The sequence below is a fragment of the Pseudoalteromonas sp. CH_XMU1449-3 genome, from assembly GCF_037027245.1.
Lineage (GTDB): Bacteria > Pseudomonadota > Gammaproteobacteria > Enterobacterales > Alteromonadaceae > Pseudoalteromonas > Pseudoalteromonas shioyasakiensis.
Map to the genome: position 1 here is coordinate 70693 of NZ_JAYMDY010000011.1, position 24409 is coordinate 95101.

General features: G+C 38.9%; 23 protein-coding genes and 1 pseudogene. 9 read left to right on the forward strand and 15 right to left on the reverse strand.

Annotation, left to right across the window (positions count from 1 at the left end; translation table 11 throughout):
- Nucleotides 1-522, reverse strand: coding sequence for a DUF305 domain-containing protein (locus tag WA256_RS14360; RefSeq protein WP_008109672.1), 522 nt, complete (start codon nt 520-522; stop codon nt 1-3).
- Between the two features lie 698 nt (nt 523-1220).
- Here WA256_RS14360 and WA256_RS21060 point away from each other — a divergent pair.
- Nucleotides 1221-1340 (forward strand): hypothetical protein, encoded by a 120-nt coding sequence (locus WA256_RS21060; protein ID WP_353683143.1) that lies wholly within the window; start codon nt 1221-1223, stop codon nt 1338-1340.
- 56 nt (nt 1341-1396) lie between these two features.
- Nucleotides 1397-1537 carry a cupredoxin domain-containing protein gene (locus WA256_RS14365; RefSeq protein ID WP_229677580.1) on the forward strand — a complete coding sequence of 47 codons (141 nt, stop codon included), beginning with the start codon at nt 1397-1399 and terminating at the stop codon, nt 1535-1537.
- 91 nt (nt 1538-1628) lie between these two features.
- Here WA256_RS14365 and WA256_RS14370 read toward each other — a convergent pair whose 3' ends face one another.
- The 7 genes from WA256_RS14370 to WA256_RS14400 all read right to left on the reverse strand — a co-directional run bounded on the left by WA256_RS14370 (nt 1629) and on the right by WA256_RS14400 (nt 9803).
- Complete coding sequence (locus tag WA256_RS14370) at nt 1629-4739, reverse strand: efflux RND transporter permease subunit (RefSeq protein ID WP_016708236.1); 3111 nt, start codon at nt 4737-4739, stop codon at nt 1629-1631.
- Nucleotides 4740-4793: 54 nt separating this feature from the next.
- The gene (locus WA256_RS14375; RefSeq protein WP_016708235.1) at nt 4794-5708 is read right to left on the reverse strand and encodes an efflux RND transporter periplasmic adaptor subunit; all 915 of its coding nucleotides are present in this window, start codon (nt 5706-5708) and stop codon (nt 4794-4796) included.
- Nucleotides 5709-5710: 2 nt separating this feature from the next.
- Nucleotides 5711-7039 (reverse strand): TolC family protein, encoded by a 1329-nt coding sequence (locus tag WA256_RS14380; protein ID WP_029216105.1) that lies wholly within the window; start codon nt 7037-7039, stop codon nt 5711-5713.
- 69 nt (nt 7040-7108) lie between these two features.
- A complete protein-coding gene (locus tag WA256_RS14385) occupies nt 7109-7471 on the reverse strand; it encodes a hypothetical protein (protein ID WP_016708233.1) in 363 nt (120 codons plus the stop codon).
- Between the two features lie 45 nt (nt 7472-7516).
- Nucleotides 7517-8416, reverse strand: a complete 900-nt coding sequence (locus WA256_RS14390) for a cation diffusion facilitator family transporter (protein ID WP_016708232.1) — start codon at nt 8414-8416, stop codon at nt 7517-7519.
- Nucleotides 8409-9137, reverse strand: a complete 729-nt coding sequence (locus tag WA256_RS14395) for a transglutaminase-like domain-containing protein (protein ID WP_016708231.1) — start codon at nt 9135-9137, stop codon at nt 8409-8411. The genes WA256_RS14390 and WA256_RS14395 overlap by 8 nt, the downstream gene beginning before the upstream one ends.
- Nucleotides 9138-9149: 12 nt before the next feature.
- Nucleotides 9150-9803: a cation transporter gene (locus WA256_RS14400; protein ID WP_016708230.1), complete on the reverse strand. Its 654-nt coding sequence runs from the start codon at nt 9801-9803 to the stop codon at nt 9150-9152.
- Between the two features lie 82 nt (nt 9804-9885).
- Between WA256_RS14400 and cadR the strand changes: the two genes are divergently transcribed.
- The 7 genes and pseudogenes from cadR (at nt 9886) to WA256_RS14435 (ending at nt 16311) form a co-directional block, all read left to right on the forward strand.
- Nucleotides 9886-10275, forward strand: coding sequence for a Cd(II)/Pb(II)-responsive transcriptional regulator (gene cadR / locus WA256_RS14405; protein ID WP_016708229.1), 390 nt, complete (start codon nt 9886-9888; stop codon nt 10273-10275).
- A 131-nt stretch (nt 10276-10406) separates the two neighbouring features.
- Nucleotides 10407-10982 (forward strand): recombinase family protein, encoded by a 576-nt coding sequence (locus WA256_RS14410; RefSeq protein ID WP_062566150.1) that lies wholly within the window; start codon nt 10407-10409, stop codon nt 10980-10982.
- Nucleotides 10983-10993: 11 nt separating this feature from the next.
- Nucleotides 10994-12754 (forward strand): KAP family P-loop NTPase fold protein, encoded by a 1761-nt coding sequence (locus tag WA256_RS14415; protein WP_075594017.1) that lies wholly within the window; start codon nt 10994-10996, stop codon nt 12752-12754.
- Between the two features lies 1 nt (nt 12755).
- On the forward strand, nt 12756-13643 hold the full coding sequence (locus WA256_RS14420; protein ID WP_075594018.1) for a hypothetical protein: 888 nt from the start codon (nt 12756-12758) through the stop codon (nt 13641-13643).
- Nucleotides 13636-14970, forward strand: a complete 1335-nt coding sequence (gene qatC, locus WA256_RS14425; protein WP_100912783.1) for a Qat anti-phage system QueC-like protein QatC — start codon at nt 13636-13638, stop codon at nt 14968-14970. Before WA256_RS14420 ends, qatC begins: the two co-directional genes overlap by 8 nt.
- The gene (gene qatD / locus WA256_RS14430) at nt 14967-15698 is read left to right on the forward strand and encodes a Qat anti-phage system TatD family nuclease QatD (protein ID WP_062566148.1); all 732 of its coding nucleotides are present in this window, start codon (nt 14967-14969) and stop codon (nt 15696-15698) included. Before qatC ends, qatD begins: the two co-directional genes overlap by 4 nt.
- A 51-nt stretch (nt 15699-15749) precedes the next feature.
- A pseudogene (locus WA256_RS14435) lies at nt 15750-16311 on the forward strand (manganese efflux pump MntP).
- Between the two features lies 1 nt (nt 16312).
- Here WA256_RS14435 and WA256_RS14440 read toward each other — a convergent pair.
- From WA256_RS14440 to WA256_RS14470, 7 genes are all read right to left on the reverse strand, one after another.
- Nucleotides 16313-16531, reverse strand: a complete 219-nt coding sequence (locus WA256_RS14440) for a GDCCVxC domain-containing (seleno)protein (protein ID WP_062566147.1) — start codon at nt 16529-16531, stop codon at nt 16313-16315.
- Complete coding sequence (merC, locus tag WA256_RS14445; protein WP_016708222.1) at nt 16519-16908, reverse strand: organomercurial transporter MerC; 390 nt, start codon at nt 16906-16908, stop codon at nt 16519-16521. The genes WA256_RS14440 and merC overlap by 13 nt, the downstream gene beginning before the upstream one ends.
- A gap of 60 nt (nt 16909-16968) precedes the next feature.
- The gene (locus WA256_RS14450) at nt 16969-17346 is read right to left on the reverse strand and encodes a MerR family transcriptional regulator (RefSeq protein ID WP_016708221.1); all 378 of its coding nucleotides are present in this window, start codon (nt 17344-17346) and stop codon (nt 16969-16971) included.
- Between the two features lie 239 nt (nt 17347-17585).
- The gene (locus WA256_RS14455) at nt 17586-18050 is read right to left on the reverse strand and encodes a hypothetical protein (protein WP_016708220.1); all 465 of its coding nucleotides are present in this window, start codon (nt 18048-18050) and stop codon (nt 17586-17588) included.
- On the reverse strand, nt 18047-20131 hold the full coding sequence (locus WA256_RS14460) for a hypothetical protein (RefSeq protein WP_045979590.1): 2085 nt from the start codon (nt 20129-20131) through the stop codon (nt 18047-18049). Before WA256_RS14460 ends, WA256_RS14455 begins: the two co-directional genes overlap by 4 nt.
- Nucleotides 20128-22899, reverse strand: a complete 2772-nt coding sequence (locus tag WA256_RS14465) for a hypothetical protein (RefSeq protein ID WP_062566146.1) — start codon at nt 22897-22899, stop codon at nt 20128-20130. The genes WA256_RS14460 and WA256_RS14465 overlap by 4 nt, the downstream gene beginning before the upstream one ends.
- Complete coding sequence (locus WA256_RS14470; RefSeq protein ID WP_075594024.1) at nt 22883-24373, reverse strand: tyrosine-type recombinase/integrase; 1491 nt, start codon at nt 24371-24373, stop codon at nt 22883-22885. Before WA256_RS14470 ends, WA256_RS14465 begins: the two co-directional genes overlap by 17 nt.
- Between the last annotated feature and the right edge of the window lie 36 nt (nt 24374-24409).

A 24409-nucleotide genomic window follows, 5' to 3' on the forward strand; every position in this document is an offset into this window, starting at 1 on the left:
TTAGTCTCCTTTGTTCAGTGTGCCTTCAAACTTTGGGAGCGGTCGTTGCTCAGCCTGAGCTTGTGAGCTGACCTTTCCATTTTCAGAAATATCCTTAATCAGCCATTCCATTTCTTTTATTTCTTTTCGTTGGGCTTTAATAATACCATTTGCCAATTCACGCACGCGTACATCCTCCAAAGTTGAATGCTCACTAGTAAGAATAGCAATGGAGTGATGAGGAATCATCGCTTTCATGTAGGCAGTGTCAGAAATTGTGCTTTGAGAGCGAACAAGATAAAGACATATGGCGAACAGTATTGTCGCCAATAGAAAAATAGCCATGTTGAGCTTCTTGTTACTGTACATGCCAAGCATAAAGGCCAGCATGATCATTGCCATACCTGCTCCCATATACAACGCCATATAGATACGCGTTTCACTAAACCATATATGTGATACTGCGTAAGTGTTGAGATACATCATGACAAACATAGCAATGGTTGAGGTGATGATCATTGCAGCAAATCTTGAGTATTTCATAAGTAATCCTTACATTGATAGTGTAAATATTTCCCACTGTTAGCCTATTATTCTCTACATGTGGTCATGTTCTCGAAAAATTGCAAGTAATGAGCCAGTATCAATAAGAGTATTTGTAATACGATTGACTCAATTTCAGCGCAATTATTGTGAATCAGTACTAATCTACACATTTCGGTGTAAGAGTTTATGGGCAAAAAATCTTCTTTGAAGGAGATCAAATCAGCTTATATTTAGAGTTTGAGTTTTGAACTTGTGATAGACACAGGCGGAATTGGCTTTAGTTAACAATCTAATGTGGGAACTCAAAGTACTACAAGCTGAGCTTCAACAAATGTAAGCTCGTGTACAAGTGAAGACACAGTTAAAGCATGTGGAAGAATTAATCTTGATAGTTAGAGTTGTCATTTATTTCACTTTTTAAATGAACGAATATTGATCTTTTATCTCGTTCATGTCCGAAAGCTAAAAGTTTCCTACACATGAAAGTGGTTTTGCAAGAGTATCTACTAGAGAACAAGATTTGAATGCTCAACTGTTCAGTTGGGCTATTATGGTTGTAAAAAAATATTATAAGGCAATGTGTCTGGTACTTCGGTTAGAAATGAAAAAAGTTAAAGAAGCTAATCGATTTCATCAGGTAGGGTGATGAGGTAATAGTTACTCGCCTTGATCGGCTAGGCCGATCATTAAAGTCTATTCTTGAGGACATTGAAAGTACTCACAAACGGGGCGATTGTTCAAAGATTATTAATGGTTCTGTCAGTACAAAAAATGATAATCCGTTTACCAGTTTCATTCATAATCTGCGCAATTAGCAATAATGACGTGCGTTCATAACGGTCATAAAGAGCAATCCCCCTGCGCTGAAATAATGCTTATTCCTTCATTGGATATAAGCGAACAGCTTAAGTTAAATGAAATTACTCAAATTACCTTATTAAACTTGTCACAGGGAGAGCATGAGTTTCATTGTCAGATACAAATGTATCGCGGCGTCTTAAAAGTAATTTAGTTTTAAATAGGTCTTTTTACACACCTGAACGAGCAAAAGTAACTTAACAAAAGGCTTCTCGAAAACATTACGAGAAGCCTCTAAATTAAAGTTAAGATTTGTATTTACTGTAAACAATTCTATATAGAACAGGCAAAACAACTAAAGTAAGTAAAGTAGAGGAAATAATCCCTCCAATTACCACCGTTGCTAATGGCCTCTGAACTTCAGCCCCAGTTCCGACGTTTAATGCCATAGGAATGAAACCTAAGCTAGCAACCAAAGCGGTCATTAATACAGGGCGAAGCCTGATAGTTGCACCTTCGATAATTGAGTTTATTAGCTCTCCTGTTTCAAGTAATCGCTGTTTAATGAATGACAGCATCACCAGTCCATTTAATACAGCTATCCCTGAAAGAGCGATAAATCCAACAGCAGCAGAAATTGAAAGAGGCATGTCTCTTAACCACAAAGCCAATACGCCGCCTGTAAGTGCTAAAGGCACACCACTAAATATGATCAGGGCATCTTTTATTGAACTAAATGCTATGACAAGCAGTGTCAAAATTACAAACAATGTGGCAGGTACTACGATGGATAATCTTTGCGTTGCACTCTCAAGTTGCTCAAATGTTCCGCCGTACTCAAGCCAATAACCAGCAGGCAATTCAACATTTTGTTGAATTTTTTGCTGTGCCTCTTGTACGAATGAGCCTAGATCTCGGTTTCTAACATTTGCTGTAATTACAATTCGTCGCTTACCATTTTCTCGGCTTATTTGACTTGGAACTGTCGTATAATTTAACTCTGCAACTTCGCTTACAGGTACAAACTCACCACTTTCTGTCGCGATTGGCAAATTACCTAGCTGATCAAGGTTGGCTCTCAACAGCTCAGGATATCTAACTACAATTTCAAATCGACGATCACCTTCGAATATTAACCCTGCGCCTTCACCTGACACGACTGTTTTTAACCAAGACTGTAAGTCGCTTGCATCCAACCCGTATAGCGCTAATGCTTCAGGCTTGGGGTTAACGGTAAAGATAGGCACGTCATCAACTTGTTCGAGCCGCGCATCAGCAACACCTGAAATTGTATTGAGTGTAGCCAAAACTTCTTGTGCAGAAATGACAAGTTGGGATAGATCATCACCGTAGAGCTTAATCCCTAAATCAGCTCTTACTCCGCTAATTAATTCGTTAAATCGCATCTGAATTGGTTGAGTAAACTCATAATTATTGCCGGGAATAGAGCTGAGATCTTTTTCCAGCCTTTCAACAAAATCCTCTTTCGTTAAATTAGGGTCGGGCCATTGCTCTCTCGGCTTTAATATCAGAAAAGTATCAGTCACATTTGGCGGCATCGCGTCTGTCGCAACTTCTGCTGTGCCCGTTTTTGAAAACACCGTAACAACTTCATCATATTTCATAATTTGTTGTTCAAGTACCTTCTGCATTTCTACAGCTTGGTCAATACCCGTGCCCGGAATACGCATCGCGTGCAGTGCAATGTCACCTTCATTAAGTTGAGGAACAAATTCAGATCCTAATTTACTACCAAGTAATATGCTAAATGTCACAAGTAAAGCAGCGCCGCAAACAACTAGCCAACGTAGTTTTAAAGCCCACTTCAAAACAGGACTATAAACTGACTTAGCGCCGACAATTACTGGACTTTCTTTTTCGCTGATTTTGCCTTTCAAGAATAAAGCAACCGCAGCGGGGACTAGCGTGAAGGTAAATACCATTGCAGACAATAGAGCGATTATCACCGTTGCGGCCATCGGATGAAACATTTTGCCCTCGACACCCGATAAGGTAAACAAAGGTAAATAGACAATCGTTATGATCAATACGCCAAAAACACTAGGTCGTATAACCTCATTGGTAGCAGAATAAACAATGTCTAGGCGTTCTTTCAGGGAAATGACAGAACTATTTCGTTTTTGGCTTTCTGCTAACCGCCTAATGCAGTTCTCAACGATTATTACCGCGCCATCGACAATCAATCCAAAATCTAAGGCTCCCAGACTCATTAAATTCGCAGAGACTTTGCTTTGAACCATGCCCGTGATTGTTGCCAACATTGCCAAAGGAATTACTGCGGCGGTAATCAAAGCGGCGCGTATGTTACCCAGTAATAGGAACAATACGAAGATAACCAGTAATGCACCTTCAATAAGATTTTTCTGTACGGTGCTAATTGCTTTATCAACCAGAGTTGTCCTGTCATATAAGGGAACTATGGACACGCCTTGAGGTAAACTGTTTTGGATTTCACTAAGCTTGTCACCAACAGCCAATGCCACCGAGCGTGAATTTTCTCCTACCAGCATCATTGCGGTGCCAATCACACTTTCCTTGCCTTCCAGTGATGCAGCTCCTGTCCTTAGCTCTTTTCCTATCGCAACTTCGGCGACATCTTTAACTTTTACAAGTGTGCCGTCGTCGCTTTTTATAATGACGTTTTGGATGTCTTGAATAGATTGCAACTGAGCTTGTGAACGAACAAGAATTTGCTGTCCGCTTCTTTCGATGAATCCAGCCCCTTGATTTGCATTATTTCGCATTATTGCATTTGATAGTGCTTCACTGGTAATACCGAAGTGCAACATCCTTAACGGATCGGGATTGATATGGTATTGCTTTTTATAGCCACCAATTGCATTGATTTCCGTAATCCCTTTAACCAATGCAAGTTGTGGTTTCACTACCCAGTCATGGATCTCCCTTAACGCCATCGCATCATAGGGTAAGCCATTATTCTGCTTTGCACTTTCGTCGGCAGTTATACTGTACATGTATATTTCACCGAGGCCCGTAGCAATTGGTCCCATTTCTGGTTCAATGCCAAACGGTAGTTGCTCCTTAATTGCGCTAAGTCGCTCATTGATTAGGTTTCTGGCAAAATACAAATCTGTGCCTTCTTCAAACACAACAGTCACTTGCGACAGGCCATATCGAGAAAGTGAACGGGTATAATCCAGCTTAGGTAAACCTGCCAAGCCCGTTTCGACGATAAACGTAATCCGTTGCTCTGTTTCCAAAGGTGAATAACCTTGAGCCTGCGTGTTTATTTGTACCTGTACATTGGTTATATCTGGCACAGCGTCAATAGGTAGCTTCTGATAGTTCCATATTCCTAAAGCGATGATAAACAAGGCCATAAGCAACATAGTACCACGTCTACGGATAGATAATTCTAGTATCCAAGCGATCATATTTTCACCTCGATAATACTGAAGCCAATATGTAGAGGACAAAAAGGTCGGAGATTAGTGTTCATGTCCAGCCTCCGATTTTTTTAGATCAGCAACTAGCAGATAACTGTTCTTTACAACCACACTTTCGCCGACGTTCAAACCGTCGATGATAGCAATATTGATAGCGTCTGAAGCGCCAGTTTTTACGGCGCTAGGGTGGTATTCATTGCCTTCTTTAATAAAAACAACATCTTTGCCTTCAAACTCTTGAATGGCTCCTTTTGGCACAACAACTGGAGCAGAGTGTTGACTGGTCGTAACCGCACCTTTAATTACAGTGCCAAGCGGCCACTTGTTGGTTTTGTTATCCAATTTTACAAATGCCAATGAGTATGGCTTGTCGTTTAGTGATGGTGTTAAATAGCTAATTTGCGCACTTTGATTAAATTCAGTGCTATGAATTAGCACCTGCTGGTTAGCGTTAACCTTACTTAGCTGAGTAGGAAACACTGATAGTTGTGCCCAAACCACGTCAAAATTGGCTATTGTCAGCAAGTTTTCACCATTTGTAAGCTCGCCAATATTGGCTTGCCTAGCGACTATACGCCCAGACATTGGTGCTTTTATCGAATATTGATTTAAGCTCTCATTGGATTCAATCACTACCAACGTTTCACCTTTTTTGACCTCTTCGCCGAGATTGACTTTTACTTCCTTAATAACACCATCGAATCTAGCGTTAACGTGCGCAAGTGAGGCAGGATCGGCAACGATTTTTCCATATACAACTTCTTCGTTATGAATAACACCGCTAGTTGCTGCTACTGTTTCAATGCTGTTTTGTTTAGCCATCTCAACAGACATAGAGACTATTTCATCTTTGTGTTCTTCACTGGCTGAGGTCGTGATGGAGGTGAAACCAATTACAGCAACAAGCATTAATTTGAAAAGGCTGATTGGTGAATTTAATATATTTTTCTTTTTCATGATTAATTCTCAATAAAGCTTGAAAGTTGGCTTTCTGTATTGCCGGAAGAAATTAATGGAATGCCTGATAAGGACTCAATGGAGGCGCTTTGTTTGTGAACCTCACTTGCGGCAAAAATAAGCGCATATTGCATCTCAATAAGCTCTTTTTGAACTGAAACTAGCTCTAAATAACTAAAGCGCCCGTCCGAATAGGCTTTTTGCACTAATGACAAAGCACTTTCTTGAGGCGGAATAATACTGGTTTGTAAGGTTTCAACCGTAAGGCGAGCCTCTTCCTGAGCCGCATAAAATGTCGCTAATTGGCTGTAAATTGCTCGCTCACTGGCTTTCCGTTGCTGCTCAACTTCATCGAGTTTTGCTTTTTGAGATTGATAGCTGCCTCTATTTCTATCACTCGTAAACAGAGGGACGCTAATTCCTGCAACCAACGCAGTCTCATTGCTACCTTCAAGTCTTTTCACACCTGCGCTCCACGTTATATTAGCGTGGCTTTGTGCGTTGATTGATTGTAATTGAGCTTGCTGAATTCTCGATTGCTCTGCATAAGCTAATATATGAGGACTTTGAGAAAGTTGAGCCATGATGTATTCGAGTGATATTGTTTTGGGAAGTGCAAATAAATCGCCTGATACACGAGAGAATTGCGGTGATTGTTCTCCCCACATAATAGCTAACTTACGAACACTGGCCTCTAACTGCTTGGAAATGGTTAGCGTCTTTAGTCGAGCTGTTGCTAAAGCTGCATCAGCTCGTTTTTGCTCTGATGACGGTGCCGAACCAACACGAACTTTTTTGGAGACAGTTTGATAGGTTTCTCGTGCTAGCTTTTCTGCATTTTCATTGACGAGCATGATTTGCTGTAACGTCAAAACATCGATATAGCGAGCTGCTACTTCACCCAAAATATCGAGTGTTTGTATTCTTTTTTCAACAGCTATTGCTTGCTGTTGGGCATTAACATAAAGCTTTCTGCTATTTACCTTATCTCCCAATTCCACCACGGAAGATATTGATAAGGTAAGTTCAGCGTCGCTGAATCCAGATACATCACCTGTACCTGCAAAGTTTTCCAATTCAGCGCTGACGTTATATTCAGGTTTTAACCCTGCGGTAGCTAACTCGCCGTCTAAACGCTTTTGTTTGTATTTAAAAGCTGTTAGCTGTGGGTTGTTTGCAAGTGTTCGTTGTATTGCCTCTGACAATGAAACTGAATCAACAGTTAAGTCATTTGCAAATACATTATTAGTTGTCACTAAAAACGACAACAGAAGCAACCGTTTTACTTTCTTCCAAGCAAGTACGGGGGCCTTAAAATAAGACATATTCATATTTTGTCCTGTTTATTTTATGAAACGAGCGTTGGCTTCACCGCCTAACGCGCCAATTAAATAAAAGGACTAACTTTTGGGAGGTCGAAGTAATCTGGAAGGGGGAGCTTCAATGACTACTTTTAAATAATCAAATACCTGACTTGATTTGAAATCAATGTCTCTACTGATGTAAACATGCGTAGCAAACTGTACATGCGAGCCATTGCAGTGTCCGCAATGATGACAATCAGCGGGGTTGTGTTGGTCATTATCTGCTGATGATTGTATTAATTTTTCAGAAGAAATGTGGTCATCTAAAGCATGAACATGCTCGGTTTTTATATGCTCGGAATCAACAATATGAACATCAGCAACTTTTGCCACAGCAGAAAATGACTGAAGTAATATCAGCACTATCATGATGTATGCAGGGAATTGTTTAATATTCATTTCGTTTCAACTATCTCTTAGTTATGCCAATGTTAACACTATCGTTTAGCTTGCGTCACGACATTGCTCGTCTATGAACTCTATTTCAATTGTTGTATGAGCAAAATCAAACTCTTTAAGCTCCTGTCGCAACTCTAGCTTGTACGATTTCAGCTCTTCGTTAGATATTTCAGTGTTTAAAACAATATGGGCGGTTAAAACGTTGTGTTCACCATCAAGTGACCAGATGTGTAAGTGATGTACTTCACCCACAATGGCTTTAGAAACTATTTTCGATTTAATATTTTCAATAAGATCAATATCTGGTGTCGCTTGCAAGAAGAGCATAAGTGTCGTTTTCAGTGTTCTTACAACATTAAATAAAATAAAAAGGGTAAACCCAATTGATAAAATAGGATCGAGTATGGGCCATTCAACAAACATCAATACGATTGATACAATAAATATAGCTATCCAACCTAAAACGTCTTCAAGCAAGTGCCAGTTTAAAACTCGTTCATTTAAGGTCTTTCCATGACTTAGCTTATAGGCAGCGTAACCGTTTACCACCATGCCAAAAATAGCTAATAAAAGCATTCCTTCGACTTGAGGCATTTCGGGGTTAGCTAATCTTGGTATGGCCTCAATTAGTATAAAAACAGAACCAACAGTTAATACCAAACCGTTAATCAATGCGCCAAGCAATGAAAAGCGCTTGTAACCATATGAAAACTGGCTAGAGGCAGGCTTGTTACTGAGCTTATTTAATCCCCATGCGGTGCCTATGGAGATGCTATCTCCTAAATCATGGATAGCATCTGCCATGATTGCCGTACTATTGGTTAACCAACCTCCGATAAATTCGATGATGGTAAACGTGAGGTTTAGAAAAAAAGCCCAGCCAATGCGTCTCGAAGCGTCCTCATCATTGTGAGGGTGATCATGACCGTGAGAGTGGTTATGCATGTTGAGCCTCGGCGGTTACATTTTTTCTTCTAAGCCTTTGTACATTCCAATTAATGATATGACGGATAAAGTTTTGGTACGCCCAACGTTTAATACCCGTTAGATTGGTTCCCTGCTCAGCATAGAATTCATCGGGTGAGTCATAAAAGCCAAAGTCGTCGTGTATGCCTTCTTTTTGAATATAAGTATCTTTACCAACCCAGTTCGTCTCTGGGTTACTTATGCAGGTAGTAGCTATTCCATAACCACAAAAATTATCTTTAGCTTGACTGAATTTGGATTGAATTGAACTTAGGTAAGCTTCGTCGAGAATGAAGCCTTCTAAATTGATCCACTTACCTTCATAGAGCACTTCTACCCAGCTATGGATAATGGATTTTGGGGCAAGCCAAAATACATAAGAAGGAATAGCGCCTTTCTGAAGCTGTTGGTCAATCGTGAAACCATGAAATCGGCACTGAATACCAAGCGCTCGGAATAGAGCCATTAACAAGTTTCCCTTGGTATTGCACTGTCCATAGCCATCCGCTAAAACTTCACTCGCAGATATATCATCGCTGCGGTTGTAACCAAACTGAATCTCATCTTTAACAAAGGTGTAAGCAGCTCCTATTGTGTTGTATTCATCCATTGTATTCCAATTCCGATCTGCTATTAGAGATTGGATGCTGTGATCATCTAAGTCTAATATTTGTGTTTTCTCTAAATAATTAGCACTCATTATCCATCTCCTTTAAGAACATGATTTTGATTTACTTCCACTACAGCTATTGTTTTCGCTTGTTAACTCTGCGTTGCTCAGCTCTTTCTTCGCATCAGTAATAATCAGGTAAGCCCCTCTTAAAATTAGGGTTGCAATCACACTACCAATCACAATGTCAGGCCAGCGAGAATCAAGTAGCATCACTAAAACACCAGCAGCAATGACCCCCAAGTTTGCGATCACATCGTTGGCTGAAAATATCCAGCTTGCACGCATATGGACTTCACCATTGCTTTGCATTCTGATTAAAACTAAACAAATGACGTTTGCTATTAATGCTACAAAACCAAAGCCGATCATGAACCAAGAGTGAGGCTCACCTTCTCCGAGTCTTCTTACTATGTCAAAGATTACCAGTATTCCGAGTGTCAGCTGAAAGTAACCGCTGATAAGGGCTGCATTGGCTTTATGCTTTAAAGATCGGCTCACGGCATATAGAGCAATACCATAGACAATTGCGTCAGCCAGCATATCCATTGAATCTGCTATCAAAGCCGTTGAGTTTGCATATAGGCCCACAGTAATCTCAACGCAGAACATAACCGCATTAATACCTAGCAACCAATACAGCACATGTTTTTGTTTCGCATCTTTTAGTTCGACTTCGCAACCACAACCACTCATTGCACGGCCTTAGTTATTTGCTTGATAACTTAACTATAAAGTCTATAGTGACTATAGAGTCAAGATTTAGGACTAAAGTTTTATGAAGATAGGTGAACTTTCAAAAACGACAGGGTGTTCGATACAAACAATTCGGTATTACGAGAAAGAAGGGTTGCTTTCAACTCCTGAACGTACTGAAGGGAATTACAGGTTATACGGTGAACGGGCTTTAAAAGAATTAGAGTTTATAAAGCATTGCCGAAGTTTGGATATCCCTCTAACAGATGTTAAACGCCTTATGGAACTGAAAAATAAGCCAGAAGAAAGCTGTGCAAGTGTTAATAAGCTCATTGCTCAACAATTGGCCTTAGTTAACAATCGAATGAGAGAACTCAAAGCACTAAAAGCTGAGCTTCAACAAATGGCAAGTTTGTGTACAACTGAAAACACCATTGAAGCGTGTGGAATAATTAAGTCACTTGATAGTTAGAATTGTCATTCATTTTCTATCCGCGTTGTGTACGAATAACTATATTTTATTACGTTCATGTACGAAATTTATTTAATGTACTTTCGTTCACTTGATTGTTAAGATGTACGAAAGTTACAGGTTTCGTACATATGAAAGTTGGTTTTGCAAGAGTCTCAACTAAAGAGCAAGATTTAAATATTCAACTGTCCAAGTTGGACGCTCATGGCTGTGAAAAAATATTTCAAGGAAAACAGTCAGGTGCTTCCATTAGAAATGAAGAAAAGCTAAAGGAACTCATCGATTTTATCAGGGAGGGTGATGAGGTAATTGTTACTCGCCTTGATCGGCTAGGCCGATCATTAAAGTCTATTCTTGAGGCTATTGAAAGTATCCACAAAAAGGGGGCTTGTTTAAATATTATCGACGGCTCTCTCAATACTAAAAATGATAATCCGTTTGCCACCGCCATGATCAACCTATGTGGAGTATTCGCTCAACTTGAGCGGGATCTTATAAAAGCCAGAACCGCAGAAGGTCGCGAAGAAGCGAAGGCTAAAGGCAAACATATGGGTAGGTTGCCTGCTTTATCAGACAAACAAGCGAAAGAATTATATAAAGATAAATTAAATGGTGAATCGATCTCTGCATTAGCGAAGAAATATTCTGTTAGCCGCCCGACGGTTCATCGAACTATTGAAAGAATGGAACAAAAAAATAATAAATAAAAGGAGATGTTATGTGGTCTGATAAAGAGTCAAAAATTGACTTCTTAAACTTTAATGAAACGGCTGAGTCGATTAAAGATCTTATCACTGAAAAGGAATTAATGCCTATTAGTATAGGTGTCTTTGGTGATTGGGGCGCTGGAAAATCCACGATTCTTGAACTTACCAAAGCATCTTTGGAAACTGATGAACAAGAATATATACAAGTGCATTTCGATGCATGGACTTTCCAAGGATACGATGACGCTAAAGCAGCGCTATTAGAAACAATTGCATCTACTTTAGTAAAAAAAGCAGCAGACGATAAAAATCTAAGTGCAAAAGCAATAGAGTTTGCTGGACGAATAGATAAGATCAGACTGATGGGACTGCTAATGGATGGTGGTGCAGCATTAGCTGGTATACCGACTATGGGTGGTATACAGAAGATCATGGGACTATTCAGTGGTGGTGACGATGGTGAACTTGATGTTGATGATGTAAAAGGTGCTGTCGATGGCGCTAAGGATGTTGCGAAGAAAAACAAAGGTTTGATCAAAGATAAGAAATCATTCTCACCTCCTAAAGAAATTAAAGAATTCCGAAAAGCATATTCTGATCTGTTAAAGGAGTTTGATAAGCCACTTATTGTCTATGTCGATAATTTAGATCGCTGCTCTCCATTTAATGCCATTTCAACACTTGAGGCGATCAGATTATTTCTATTTTTACCAAATACCGCATTTGTCATTGCCGCCGATGAAGACATGATCCGTTTGGCAGTACCTGAATATCACAAAGGTGCATCTCAACGACATCAAACTGATTATTTAGACAAGCTTATTCAAATTCCTGTGCATGTACCAAGGCCCGGTGTTCTTGAGATAAGGGCATATTTAATGATGCTCACCGCTCAAGACCACGGAGTGACAGATGCTCAGTTAGAAGCGATAAGATGTGCCCTTGAAGAATCATTAAGGCTTTCTTGGAAACAACCACAAATTACCGTTGATGAGCTTCTTCAGGATCACGATATCGAAAAGCATTCAGGACTCAGAAGCAAATTTGTAGTTGCTGAACAGTTAGCTCCACTATTAGCTGAATCCACAAACATTAACGGTAACCCTCGCATAGTTAAGCGATTACTCAATCAAGTTAAGATGAGAAAGAAAACGGCTCACCGTCGAGGAATGCAGCTTGACGAGAAAACTATCACTAAGCTGGTAATTTTTGAGAGGTGCTTAGGCACTCAGGCTACTAACAAGCTTTATGAATTAATTGATAAGGAAAACGGATATCCAAAAGTTTTAGCGGATCTCGAAAATTCAGAAGTTGAATTTGATGAAATAAAGTTACCTGAAGAGTGGAAACTCGACCTAGCTTTTATTGATAAATGGTCAAAATTACCTCCAATGTTTACTGAGATGGATTTGACTCCAGCGGCGTATCTGAGTCGAGAAAGCATTCCAATGGGCGCTGTTAATGCGGTAATGTCAGGAGCCGCTCAAAAACTTGTAGAAGACTTAATGAAGCAAAAGGTAAGGGTCAGTGGCGTTAACTCTACTGCGATTACCACAACTCCTAAGGAAGAATACATGTCAGTCATGGATGGTTTGATTGAAAACTTTAAGTTGATTGGTGATTGGACTGAAAGACCTACAGGCATTTATGGAGCAGTGCTACTTGCCAAGCAGGATGATAAATGTTGTTTAAGTCTTCTTACATTCTTAAAAAGCTTGCCCCGACAAAGGTGGCTTAATCCAATTTTAAAAGAACTAGAGGGAACTAAGTAAAATGGGTACGTCCGCATCGTCAACAGGACCGAATAACAAGAGTCCGCTAATTCCATCGTGGGCAGAGCAAGGAGACCCCGTCACGATAGAACCTGCATCAGGTACTGATGGGGATGATCAAACAGGCTTTGACAGTGGTCAAGCAGATGATCAGAATGACAATAGTAACGATATTGACAATGACAAGGTTCAACAAGAAATCGGCGGTTCACCAACAGCAACACCGCCTCCAAATAGGTTTGCTAGTGCAAGAAGAGCATTTGGTAAGTACGCTCAAACAGGTGGATCAACTTCGGATCTAAGGCGTTCATTAAAAAGTTACTCTAGAAAAGGCTCTGGTGGAGGTAAGAGTACTAGCCGGAGACTAGCAAGCGGCATAACTGCTGGTTCTGGATTGCTTGGTTTCATGCGTGGCGACACAGTAACGGTTAATAATCAAAGCTTATCATTAGGTGATCTAACTGGGCTATCGACTGACCAAGCAATTGACAAAATTGCTAGCCATTTAGCGCCTCATAATGCCGATTCGGATGCTGTAAGAGTTGCGTTGGATTACGCACTAGAGGAAGCATTACCCGATACTGAAGAGTTTGATCCTAACAGTTTTACCGACGAAGTTATCCAAGAAGCCATAGGTTGTTATTTAACAGATCTTATATTTCAGGATGTGGTTGAAGGCATGGGCAGAGCTTGGTTTCATGTAGAGCCAGCAAGCAAGCATCATCAAATGGAAGTTGAATTAAGGGAATTAATAAAAGTGATCACACAAGAACAGTTAGACAAAGTAACTAATGGCAACCCCAGTACTATCAGTAAGGAAAATATTACTAAAATTCAAGCCGATGCTATTGCCATGACAGTTGATGAGTGGGAGAGCTTTGATGACTAATTTTTATTTTAATCATGACCCAGCTAACTTGCCTGATTTTTCTAATGATTGTCATCCTGTCCAGATGTTCCATACGCATCAAAATGACATCACTAAGCACAGCTTAGTGTCAAAACAACTACTACAAACAGTTCGTGATTTGGGATTGAATGTAGATGCTGATGCAATAGATCTGATAACAATTGCAACCGCTGTTACCGCCGCTGATACATTTGAATTGAGGGATAATGCAGAAAATGCATGGGCTAGAAAAATGCATTTACATGTTCCTGTTACCGATGAGGATATGTGGAATACTGTTGAGCCTGAACTAAGTTCTTTGCTCAACTTTCTAACGGGCGATCAATGGCAGTTTACTTTTGAAAAAACAACTATGCCGATGCCGACTCCTAAAACAAGTGAGCAAGCGAAAGCAAAAGCAAAATCATTAATTGGACTCAACTCAGTCTGCCTTTTTTCAGGAGGTCTTGATAGCGCAGTTGGTGCAATTGACATTTTAAACGGAGAGTCAGCCTTAAAACCGCTTTTGGTTAGTCACGCTTATCGTGGTGATGGCGCAAAACAGGAAGATATTAAGCATTTATTGTCCCCGCCATTCGGCGAATTGTCCTATTCAATGTCTCCTCATATTATCAAGCAGTTAGAAGGTAAAACTGACATTAGCATGAGGGGAAGAAGCTTCAACTTCCTAGCTATGGCGGTACTTGGTATATCAGCCTTAAGAAATGCTAATTGCGATAGCAGTATTGAAACTATTGTCGTCCCTGAGAATGGCTATATTTCTATAAATCCACCGCTTACCAGAAGACGGATTGGTAGCCATAGTACTAGAACTACTCATCCTAATTTTCTAAGCAGGCTTGAATCTTTGCTTAGAGACACTGGGTTTCATGTCAAATTTGTAAACCCCTATCAATTCAAAACTAAAGGTGAAATGTTAGCGGAATGTGTTGATCAAGACGCAATTAGAAAAGCAGTTCCTCTGAGTGTTTCTTGTAGTCATTGGCACAGAGAGCATAAACAGTGTGGGCATTGTGTACCTTGCCTTATTCGAAGAGCGTCAGTTTTTCATGCTGGTTTTACACAAGATGCGCCATACAAGACAAAGCGGTTGAGAGGTCTTATTAAAGAAAAAGATACTCGCGATGATCTCCAAGCGGTTCAAACTGCCATTATTAGATTGAAACAATCCGATAACTATCGTTCTTGGCTTCGAAAGTCAGGACCAATACCACAAGAAAAAGATATACGAGAAAAATTAGAATCAACTATTAAGCGAGGATTGGCAGAGGTTGAATTATTTCTCCAAGCGGATAAATCATCATGATGGATCTTCATTGCCATGTTGATTTATATCCAGATTATCAAGAGGTATTGAACGACATAAAAAGCAGTAATTATTACGTGCTATCAGTAACTACGGTGCCGTCAGCTTTTGAAGGTACTGTCCAGTTAACAAGTGACATAAAACACTGTAAAACGGCTTTGGGTCTGCACCCTCAACTTGCTCATTTAAGGAAAAATGAACTACCTCTATTCGATAAGCTAGTTGATAGAACTAGATATATTGGAGAAATTGGGCTGGATGGCTCAAAAGGTTATGCTGATTACTTTGATGATCAATTAGAGGTTTTTACGCATATTTTGAAAAAATGTGAAGGCTTTGATAACAAAATATTAACTATCCATAGTCTTAATGCGACAGGTGAAGTACTTGAACAACTTAAGTTATACCCCGATGCTGGTACTTCTATTCTTCATTGGTTTTTAGGTACTAAGAAGCAAGTTCTAGAAGCCGTCGAGCTAGGCTGTTTCTTTTCTATTGGGCCAGCCATGCTTACTTCAGCCAGAGCTAAAAAAGTAATATCGTGGATACCTCAAGATAGGATTTTACTCGAAACTGATGGCCCTTTCGCCAAAGTGGCGGGGAATATTCTGTTTCCTTCAAGTGTTGGCACTGTTACTGAATATCTGGCTGAAATTTGGTGTAAAAATAAGGCTTCGATAATTGAGCAACTGTCAGCAAACCTTAGGTGTTTAACATCAGTCAAGTAACTAATTATACGTCACGTAATCTTATAACAATTTTATTCAGGTTTAATCGATTTGTTTGAAGTATTTGTATTAGCTATAGCACTCAGTATGGACGTGTTTGCAGTATCCATAGGCTTAGGTTCTAAAAAAGTAGCAAATGCTGAAAAACTCTTTATTAAAGCCGTTGCTTATTTTGGATTTTTCCAAGGCTTTATACCTCTTTTAGGCTATTACAGCGGTAAAGGATGATCATCTTGGATTGAAGATTATGCACCTTGGATAGCTTTTATTTTGCTATTATTTATCGGTGGCAAAAATGATTTATGAGTCCCAATCTGAAGGAATTGAAGAAGATATTGCTAATGTTACTCATCGTGTGCTATTTGTTCTTGCTATTGCCGCCAGTATTGATGCAATGGCGGCAGGTTATGCAATCACATTGCTTGAGGTAGATATAGCCGTAGCTTGCTTGATAATAGGCGTCACGACGTTTGCCTTTAGCTAGATTGGTGTGAATATCGGCGAAAGAAGTGGCGTATGGCTGGAGTCTAAAGCTGAACTATTTGGTGGTTTAGTGTTAATCGCAATCGCATTTAAGATATTACTTGGTTGGCACAGAACCACCGAATACTAGGCTACTTACCTGAGCAACATGCATTGCCTTCTTGAATAGGAGGACACTTAACTGTTCCATAAGAGCAGTAAACGCAACAATCACCTTTGAACGGTTTAAGTAGTGCTTTACAGCTTTCGCATTCGTAATACCATTGGCAAGCGTTTGTAGGCATGGTTTCAACTTTGCTAAATCCACATTCAGGGCAAGTTATCTTAGATTTTAATTCTATACCTTGCATACTGGTTCCTTAATGGGCTTAACAATATCTAAAATAGACATTACGACCATCCAAATGATCCCAAAGTAAAATAAGTAAGTGCTCCAGTCGTATTGCCATAAAGGATAAAGGGTCAGCAATACTGCAATTGGGCCAATGACACTTAAAATGCCTCTTAATGACTCTCGATGTTGATACCAATTATAGAAATTAACTAACAACGCTAGTGAAGCAAATAATGGCAATAAGGTGTTCACCGCTATCCCTTCAAAATGTGAAAGAAAACCTAACCCAAGAGCAGATGCCAATGAGCCGAGCGCAGGAAAACATGCTGTGCAACTAAGGGCGGCTAGCCAAACGCCACCAGAACCTACTTTATCTAGAATTTTATTGATCATAACTATCTACCTCAATTTTTAAGGTAGTATAAACTCCGTACATAAGTACGGGGTCAATAGCTATTTAAGTGAATTTATTACCGGGCAGGATTGAGGGTCTTGATTGGCCTTGCAAGAATCTGTCATATCTTGAATTACTTTCTCTAACCGCTGTAAATCAGCAATTTTATTACGGATGAGATTAAGTTTTTGCAATCCCATCGATTCTATATCAGCGCAACTGCTACTTAGTGACATCAGTGATTCAATTTCTTTCAGCGTAAACCCTAATGCTTTAGCTTTCAGAATAAATTTGAGTTGATTAGCGTGTGTCTCGTCATACTTTCGATAACCTGATTCGGGTTTTGGAGGCTGCTCTATTAAACCTTGGCGCTCATAAAAGCGGATCGTTTCAACATTGATATCTAAATCTTTTGCCAGTTTTCCAATGGTTCTCATAATCATACTCTTTAGAAGCAGAGACATCATTATACAATTAATGCGGATTGCCTAAACTCAATTTTATTGCATGAACGGGGTCGCTAAGCGTCCGCTTTGTAGAATTAAGTTCACATATCCAGATCACTCTGACCGTCTCTTGTTCGCTCTTGCTGCCTGTCAGGTGAAGTCTAAACCTAATCAACAAAACTGTAAGATGAGATATGAGCTACTACATCTAATCTACTACTACATCTAATCTATTGTTTCGTTGAAACTAATTCAATAATTTCACCAGTAGACGTATCCACTCTTATTTCTGTATGTTGCCCTGAGTGCTGAAGTTGATTTTTTAAATCAGCATTAATCAGTTTGAGCTTATCTATTTCAGCGTACATTTCTTGTAATCGCACCAGTAGCTTTTCAAAATCCTTATCGATTTCCTTAGGGTCAATCTCGTTTTTTTGCTTTTCTTTAGCAAGCTTGCTTTTTAGTTCGGCTACCTTTGTTCTGAGTTGTTTTATTAAATTATCTTTATTTTTTTCTTCCCAAGTTAATTGAGCTTTTTCAATATTTTCTCGTAACTTTACCCATTTTTCTTCTTCTTTAGATAGATTTGCAATATTTCTTTTAGCTCTCGTTGCTACTGCATTTTTGGTTATCTTGCTGCCATCAGATTTCATCTCTTCAAAAGCACGTTTTATATCATCGTATGCGCTACTCATGCTTGTTCTCCTTGGTTTGTATGCGCTTTGCCTTCATCTAATACATAGTCAGCTGCTGCTATATTATTTTTCCAGTGAATAGCAAATAGCTCGTAATCTTCTTGCTCTTCTTTGGTTAATGCCGCATATGCCTCTAGTTTCTGCGTTGCTTCTTTTTTTATTATTTGCCAATTGACCTTGTGGCGTTTGGTAATGATTTTACTACCACAATACACACAGCCACTAGGGATTCCTGCTCCTTTTATCTTGCAAGCTTCTCCCGCAGTGCAGTACCCCGTAGGTAAGCCACGTATGTTTTTAATATTTTTGACGAGAAATTTTTTCAGTTCTTCAATTGAACTGAAATGGATCTGCTTAATCACAGTCGAATCTTTACTTTGACTATCAGTAATACCTATTATCAGATCTTTAGATGTTTTATTAATTTGCTCACCAGCACCACCTTTAAGTGATTGTGACTCGGCTTCATCTATTAACTCTTCTGCAACACGGTCAATTAAAATCTCATTAAACTCTTCAGTAGTTTTAATTAAAGTTGTTGAGGCCAAAAATGCTCTTCGAGTATAAACAAACGTCATTAGGCTAGTTAAATGTTTAAATTGATATCTAATATCATCAAGCTCACCTAATTTATTGGCAATGACAAAGTAGGCCAACGTATGTCGAAACATGTGAGCGGTTAATCTAAACGTATCGCCTTCTTCGTATGGGACACCTCTATTCTCTCCTCTAACCTCTTTGTAGTTAGATTCAAGGCGTTCAAGCTCTGCTATATCATCATCGTCTAGAGTTAAGTCAAAAAGCTCAATGTTTTCACTGTTTTTAACCTCAAATTTTGTGAATCGCCCAGCATCGCTAAAACTAACACTACAGCTACTATGTGAAACCCCGAAAAGACGGTTTCTTTCTAACCCTTCTTTCAAATTGTGTGCTTGACTACTTGTTATATTGGCTCTGCATGAAGAAAGTACAGCTTTTGCCCTTTCTTGCATACCGATCACATATTTTTCGTAAATACCAACACACTCATGTACTTCAGCGTTTGAAAACCATTCCATCTCAACCTTACTGTTGTCGGTTTTGGTCATAATTGCCGTAATGTAATAAATATCATCTTTGTAATTGGCACAGCCAACCTTGCATGTAAGTACTTCGTTATATCTCATACCTGTATAGGCCAAGATATTAATGTATGTGGCTAATTTTAAATCTTCTAATTCTTCGGATAATTGAATGAATTCCTCTTCATTGGGTAAGTTTCTTACATGTTTTGCTATTAGCTCACCTGTATTCATTTTGGGCGGTGGTTCAATGGAGCCTTCATGTAAACTATCTATTAAGCGTGCATTTAATTCTAGCCATCGTTCTATCTTATCCTTAGAGTTTTCAACTATTTTTTCTGCAAACTTCAGAATTTTTTTCATTACTTTAGTAGGAATGACAGGGTGCGAATAAGTGACTGGTCTCGGATGGTGTAACTCGTTTAGTTGGTTAAGCACATTAATAAAAACACTACACACCTTAGGGCCAAAAAGACGAAAGCTTCGTTGCACGTCAAATAGTTTAGTAAATGAGTGTGATTGTCTGTAAATAGCTATTTTCCCGACTTCATATAAATAGTCTTTTATGAGATTCCTAATAACTAAGTCAGATTTGAACTCCAACTCATGAAATGAGTGATAACCTCTTTGTCTTAAGAAGGCTGCAATTAAATTTAGATACGTTACATCATTTTGAAGTGTAGAGATTTTTAGAGGTTTACCGCCTACAACATCACCATGTGTGAGTTTAATTAGTGAATAAATTCGAATTTGATATGCTAATTCATCAACACCTTTAAAATTCACATTTCTTTGCGTTTCTTCATAGCTTATCCAAGTGTCATCGCCAAAGTGAATAGTGCCATGTTTAGCAATATTCAATGCTCTGTTTTCCCACAAAGCAATCGAATTAAAAGCGCTAGTATCATCAACTTTAAAATCTTCTAACACCTGAACCAAAGGTTTTATAGTGATTTGACCTGTATGTGTTTTTACAACAGCGATATCAAGTAGTTTTGTTTTAGTTATCTCTTTGGTCATAGCAAACCTGTGTTTTTCCAATGAGGATGAATACCCTCTGTTCTCAATAATTCTTTTCCATCAATCACAGCTTGAGCATTAAGCTTGGCAATATCAGTTAATATTTCGTTAACTCTATTTTTCAACTGCTCTATGTTTTCCAGTTGCTCTGTTACAGAGTCAAATGTTGCGGCTGAGTTTTCCATATCAGCAACAACAAAATCCCGGTATGACAAAAGTTTCCAAACATGCAATGCGTCAGCAACACAGCGATAGAACGGACACCACAAGCATGCGTTAAAGTCGGCACATGCATGCTCGTTTGTATCTCGCTGGTCTAATAATTTCCTGTTTTGAGATTCGAATGCCACTACTGCGGATTTATCTTTTGAGTTAATGCATGTGCCATTCGGGACTTTTTTACCGTCTTCTGGTGGAGTCTGCAAAATGATTACTTTGTCGGTAACATCGCGAACAAAATAGTCTGCCATTGTTTTTGTCGCTCTGTTGATTGTCATTGCAACATCTTTGTTATCTTGCATTAAATAATGACGCAAGAACGTTTCATAAGAGTGCTTGCCAGCTTTTTGATACCACTTAAATTCTTTGGCAACTTTTCGGTAAATGTAGTTAAGCCCTGATTTTCTGATCTTTTGCGAATTAAATACGATATCACACCCAAGCTCAGTCAATATCCTATCTATAGTGGTCTTGAAACGTGATGCTGTTAATAATTGAATCTTTACTTCTCCAATACTATTTACTTTGGGAAAAACAAAAATTCTTTTTGATAGGTTCTCAATAGAAGGGCGGTAAATAGACGTAAGTCTAGTCGCAGCCTTAATATCAAATATTACTGGTTCGACAACGTCGCCGTATAAGACGCCTTCTTTTTCTAGATCTTCGGCTTTAATTTCAAATTTATGCCATTGAGTTTGATAATTAGCTCGGCGTTTAAATAAACGAAGAGCAGGAGTTTTACTTGAATGTAATGGCGTGTTAAAGAAAAATAAGTCGTCAGTATCAAGCTCTAGCGTAGGAGTTGAATTCCAACCAGTTTTCAATATGACTTTTGCTGCATAAAGTGTAACTTTGTCTTTAATTGTGAGTAAGGTCTCAGAAAGCCCTTTTTCTATGTAATATGCTAATTCTACTACTTCTCTATATGAGTAGAGTTTATCTTGATTCTGAGATAGTTGCTCTTGATGTTGTGCAGTTAATTCGGTGTTGACCGGAAAGCTTTTAATAGTATCTAGACCATAAAACGATAGTAATTTGTCGATAGCGCTCTGATATTGATTACCAACAAAAACCGACAAATCGCCTTGTTTTGATTTTAGTTGAATTGCCTCTCTTATAGCCTTTAGTATCTCACAGTTATTTTCAACAAAAGCATGAACCCCATGACTGGCAATAAGCTTCATTTGTTCATCTGTTAATGATGATGCATTTTCTTTCAATGCTCTAGCCATACTACCTATGTAACCTTTGAGAGTGACGATACCTATGCTCTCGCCATCAATTCGCTTTGTAAAAACTTTATGGTATTCGACTAGGTTTTGATAAAATTTATAGGCATTGTCATATACCCACTCATGCTTCTGCCATTCGGTAGTGTCACTTTCTTTAAGGTAATAGCCCAATGAGTAGGGTAATAAACTTTCCTTTGCGATTTTTTCACCCGTAACAAAGTGGTAAAGGTCCAATGCAGCGTTTAGTAGCAGTAAAAACTGCTGGTTATTTTGAGTTTCTTCTTGGTAATGCTTATAAAGGTATTTAAATCCCTGAAGGCCATTTTCTGCAAACCCTTGAATTCCACGCTCACTAAGCAGCTTAATTATTGGTGATGCTACGCTACCAGCACTATTCAACCACCTTGGAAATGATAAAGTTGAGGATCTAACTCTTGTTGTATTAGCTTCCGAAGCGCTTGCTATCTGATTTTTCAAAAAAGCATCAACTTCATTGCCAAATTTGGATGATATGCTTTGTGCATACCCTATTACTTCGGCTTCAGTTTTAAATTGATTGACTCTAGCTTTACCCCACACATCGGGTAGTATAAATTTTAAAAAAGTACGGAAGTTGTGATTGCATATAAATGATGAAACGAATTCCCTATCCTGTAATGTTGCCAATAATGGCAGTTTGACGCGTTCAGTATTCTTAAAAGTATCATGTAGACAAAGATTTATAATAGCTGTCGCAGTTTTGAGGATATTGTCCCCAATAGAAGAATCTTTGAGGCTTAATTCTGGAAGGACGAGATAGTCCAGATATTTATTTAGTAATTTACGAATCTCTTTTACTTGATGGAATTCAAGTTCGAATAATTTAGTTATGTCGATTGAAGTAGCCCCATTTACTAGCCTAAAAGGAGCGTTGATAGCGTTATCATAAAAATGAAACTTAGCTAAGTTTTCTAAGGCTTCTTCTATACGAGTAGCATAACTAGGTAGCTTGACATCATTTATTTCATTAATGCAAAAGTATTCCAGTTCTTGCCAAATTTCAAAGTCTGATAGAGCATTTAATCCCGAAGTTTGAATTGATGTCGCAGTATCTGTACTAACCTTATTAAGGGCTAGAGGAAGAGTGTGTTGTAAACTGACACAAGCATTCCGCAAGCGACTCATTGAAATAGCAGTGTCGTCATCTGCGCTAATATTGTTTTCTTTGTCATATGCCCTGTTAAATAAAACGTCTAACTGTTTGGCTAGAACAATTGAATGAGGTTTAAATCTAGCAGGAATACGATTGGACTTCCGCGTTTTAACTTGCTGCTGCATCTTCAGCCTCACGCATCAGTAATTCGTCAACATCACCGTAGATATCTTTCACCCACTCTGACATTGCTCCGTATGCATCCACTGCTACACTTTTGGCAAAGTCGATGTAACGTTTGGTTGTTTTAAAACTTTCGTGACTCATCAAGGTCATTAGTGTCTGTCTGATGGAACTCTCCGATTCACCTTTGTCAATTAGGTATTTAGCGACATAAGTAGCAAAGGTAGCGCGTAAGTCATGGAATGTGCGTAATAGTATTTCTAATCCCTGCTTCCTTTGTTCTTTTCTAACTATGGAAATAGTATTCCCCGGTGTATCTTCGCTTATCCGCGATCCTGAACTATTCATAAACAAAGGAAGCGGATGTTCACTATTGTCCATACCATGATTAGTCTCATGTTTGGTACGTCGCTTCATATTTTGAATTGTCAAAGTGTGATTGTACAAAAGCTTCATTAGAACTCGCGCTATTGTTAATCTCACTGGCTTATGTCCTTTTCGTACAATGTTCAATTTTGGAATACGTTTCTCGTTTTCTTTTTCATCAGGATCAAAAAGGTCTTTCTGGTCGATGGCTGAAATCTCAAAAGAACGAAGTCCACCTAGCAAAGCACATTGCAAATAAAGTTTATAAGTCTCTTTTTGAGCTGTATTCGTCTCCAGTAACTGTTTAAGTTCTTTTGGAGAATATGGTTGTAGACCTTTGTCTGGTGAGTCTTCTTTTTGTTTCAATGTATTTGGAATGCTCAAATTACTGACCCATTTCCATAAGCCCCCAGAACGATTGTTGCTGGTAGGTAATTGAAACAACGAACTGACACCTGATTTAGCTTTTGTTTTAATACGTACCTGTTTATATTCGAGCGAAAAAGGGAGGCTATCTATAGCCCCGCGTTTATGACTCCATATATAGAATGCTTTAACCGCTCTAATTCGTTCTTGAGCACTGTTAAAGCTTATGCGTTTAGACTTATCTTTGGTTTCGATTCTTTCACACAAATGCTCGTGATATCTCCACACAGGTAACCTAGAAATCTCATCATCTACAGACTGTTTCGAAAGTGGCGCGGCTATTACTTCAAAATAGGATGCACCATCTTTATCCAACCAATCTAAGAAAGCTTTTAAGTGCTTAGCTATACTGCGAACAGACTTAACATCTAATGGCTTTCCCGGTTGGCTGGCATGATAAGCGTCACTAAAAGCCTCATTGTCTATTTGATTCTTTTTGAGACTGAAATGACCTTCAAAGCGGTGCATTAAAAATAAGTTCATTTCTTGGCATTCTGTGAAGCGAGTCGGGTGATATAGCACTGGAAAATTAGGTTCTATTTTATCGTGCCTATATGAGTGAGTTCTGATGCCTTTTTCAGTCTTAATAGGTTGCCCTGATTTATCGAGGTGAAAAGACATTCCTTTTCCAAAGTTGACTGATGTTTTAATTATTTTAGTTTTTGTTGTATTTCGAAGTATCATTTTCGTTCACCTTTGATTCTTAGCTAGAGTATGTGT

What these genes read in the sequence shown, in the direction of transcription:
- WA256_RS14365 (WP_229677580.1), top strand. Translation starts at nt 1,397, where the DNA reads ATGCTTATTCCTTCATTGGATATAAGCGAACAGCTTAAGTTAAATGAA.
- WA256_RS14370 (WP_016708236.1), bottom strand. Translation starts at nt 4,739, where the DNA reads ATGATCGCTTGGATACTAGAATTATCTATCCGTAGACGTGGTACTATG.
- WA256_RS14470 (WP_075594024.1), bottom strand. Translation starts at nt 24,373, where the DNA reads ATGATACTTCGAAATACAACAAAAACTAAAATAATTAAAACATCAGTC.
- WA256_RS14460 (WP_045979590.1), bottom strand. Translation starts at nt 20,131, where the DNA reads ATGACCAAAGAGATAACTAAAACAAAACTACTTGATATCGCTGTTGTA.
- WA256_RS14440 (WP_062566147.1), bottom strand. Translation starts at nt 16,531, where the DNA reads ATGCAAGGTATAGAATTAAAATCTAAGATAACTTGCCCTGAATGTGGA.
- WA256_RS14375 (WP_016708235.1), bottom strand. Translation starts at nt 5,708, where the DNA reads ATGAAAAAGAAAAATATATTAAATTCACCAATCAGCCTTTTCAAATTA.
- WA256_RS14420 (WP_075594018.1), top strand. Translation starts at nt 12,756, where the DNA reads ATGGGTACGTCCGCATCGTCAACAGGACCGAATAACAAGAGTCCGCTA.
- WA256_RS14385 (WP_016708233.1), bottom strand. Translation starts at nt 7,471, where the DNA reads ATGAATATTAAACAATTCCCTGCATACATCATGATAGTGCTGATATTA.
- WA256_RS14455 (WP_016708220.1), bottom strand. Translation starts at nt 18,050, where the DNA reads ATGAGTAGCGCATACGATGATATAAAACGTGCTTTTGAAGAGATGAAA.
- WA256_RS14465 (WP_062566146.1), bottom strand. Translation starts at nt 22,899, where the DNA reads ATGCAGCAGCAAGTTAAAACGCGGAAGTCCAATCGTATTCCTGCTAGA.
- WA256_RS14450 (WP_016708221.1), bottom strand. Translation starts at nt 17,346, where the DNA reads ATGAGAACCATTGGAAAACTGGCAAAAGATTTAGATATCAATGTTGAA.
- WA256_RS14395 (WP_016708231.1), bottom strand. Translation starts at nt 9,137, where the DNA reads ATGAGTGCTAATTATTTAGAGAAAACACAAATATTAGACTTAGATGAT.
- cadR (WP_016708229.1), top strand. Translation starts at nt 9,886, where the DNA reads ATGAAGATAGGTGAACTTTCAAAAACGACAGGGTGTTCGATACAAACA.
- WA256_RS14390 (WP_016708232.1), bottom strand. Translation starts at nt 8,416, where the DNA reads ATGCATAACCACTCTCACGGTCATGATCACCCTCACAATGATGAGGAC.
- merC (WP_016708222.1), bottom strand. Translation starts at nt 16,908, where the DNA reads ATGATCAATAAAATTCTAGATAAAGTAGGTTCTGGTGGCGTTTGGCTA.
- WA256_RS14380 (WP_029216105.1), bottom strand. Translation starts at nt 7,039, where the DNA reads ATGAATATGTCTTATTTTAAGGCCCCCGTACTTGCTTGGAAGAAAGTA.
- WA256_RS14415 (WP_075594017.1), top strand. Translation starts at nt 10,994, where the DNA reads ATGTGGTCTGATAAAGAGTCAAAAATTGACTTCTTAAACTTTAATGAA.
- WA256_RS14410 (WP_062566150.1), top strand. Translation starts at nt 10,407, where the DNA reads ATGAAAGTTGGTTTTGCAAGAGTCTCAACTAAAGAGCAAGATTTAAAT.
- qatD (WP_062566148.1), top strand. Translation starts at nt 14,967, where the DNA reads ATGATGGATCTTCATTGCCATGTTGATTTATATCCAGATTATCAAGAG.
- WA256_RS14360 (WP_008109672.1), bottom strand. Translation starts at nt 522, where the DNA reads ATGAAATACTCAAGATTTGCTGCAATGATCATCACCTCAACCATTGCT.
- WA256_RS14400 (WP_016708230.1), bottom strand. Translation starts at nt 9,803, where the DNA reads ATGAGTGGTTGTGGTTGCGAAGTCGAACTAAAAGATGCGAAACAAAAA.
- qatC (WP_100912783.1), top strand. Translation starts at nt 13,636, where the DNA reads ATGACTAATTTTTATTTTAATCATGACCCAGCTAACTTGCCTGATTTT.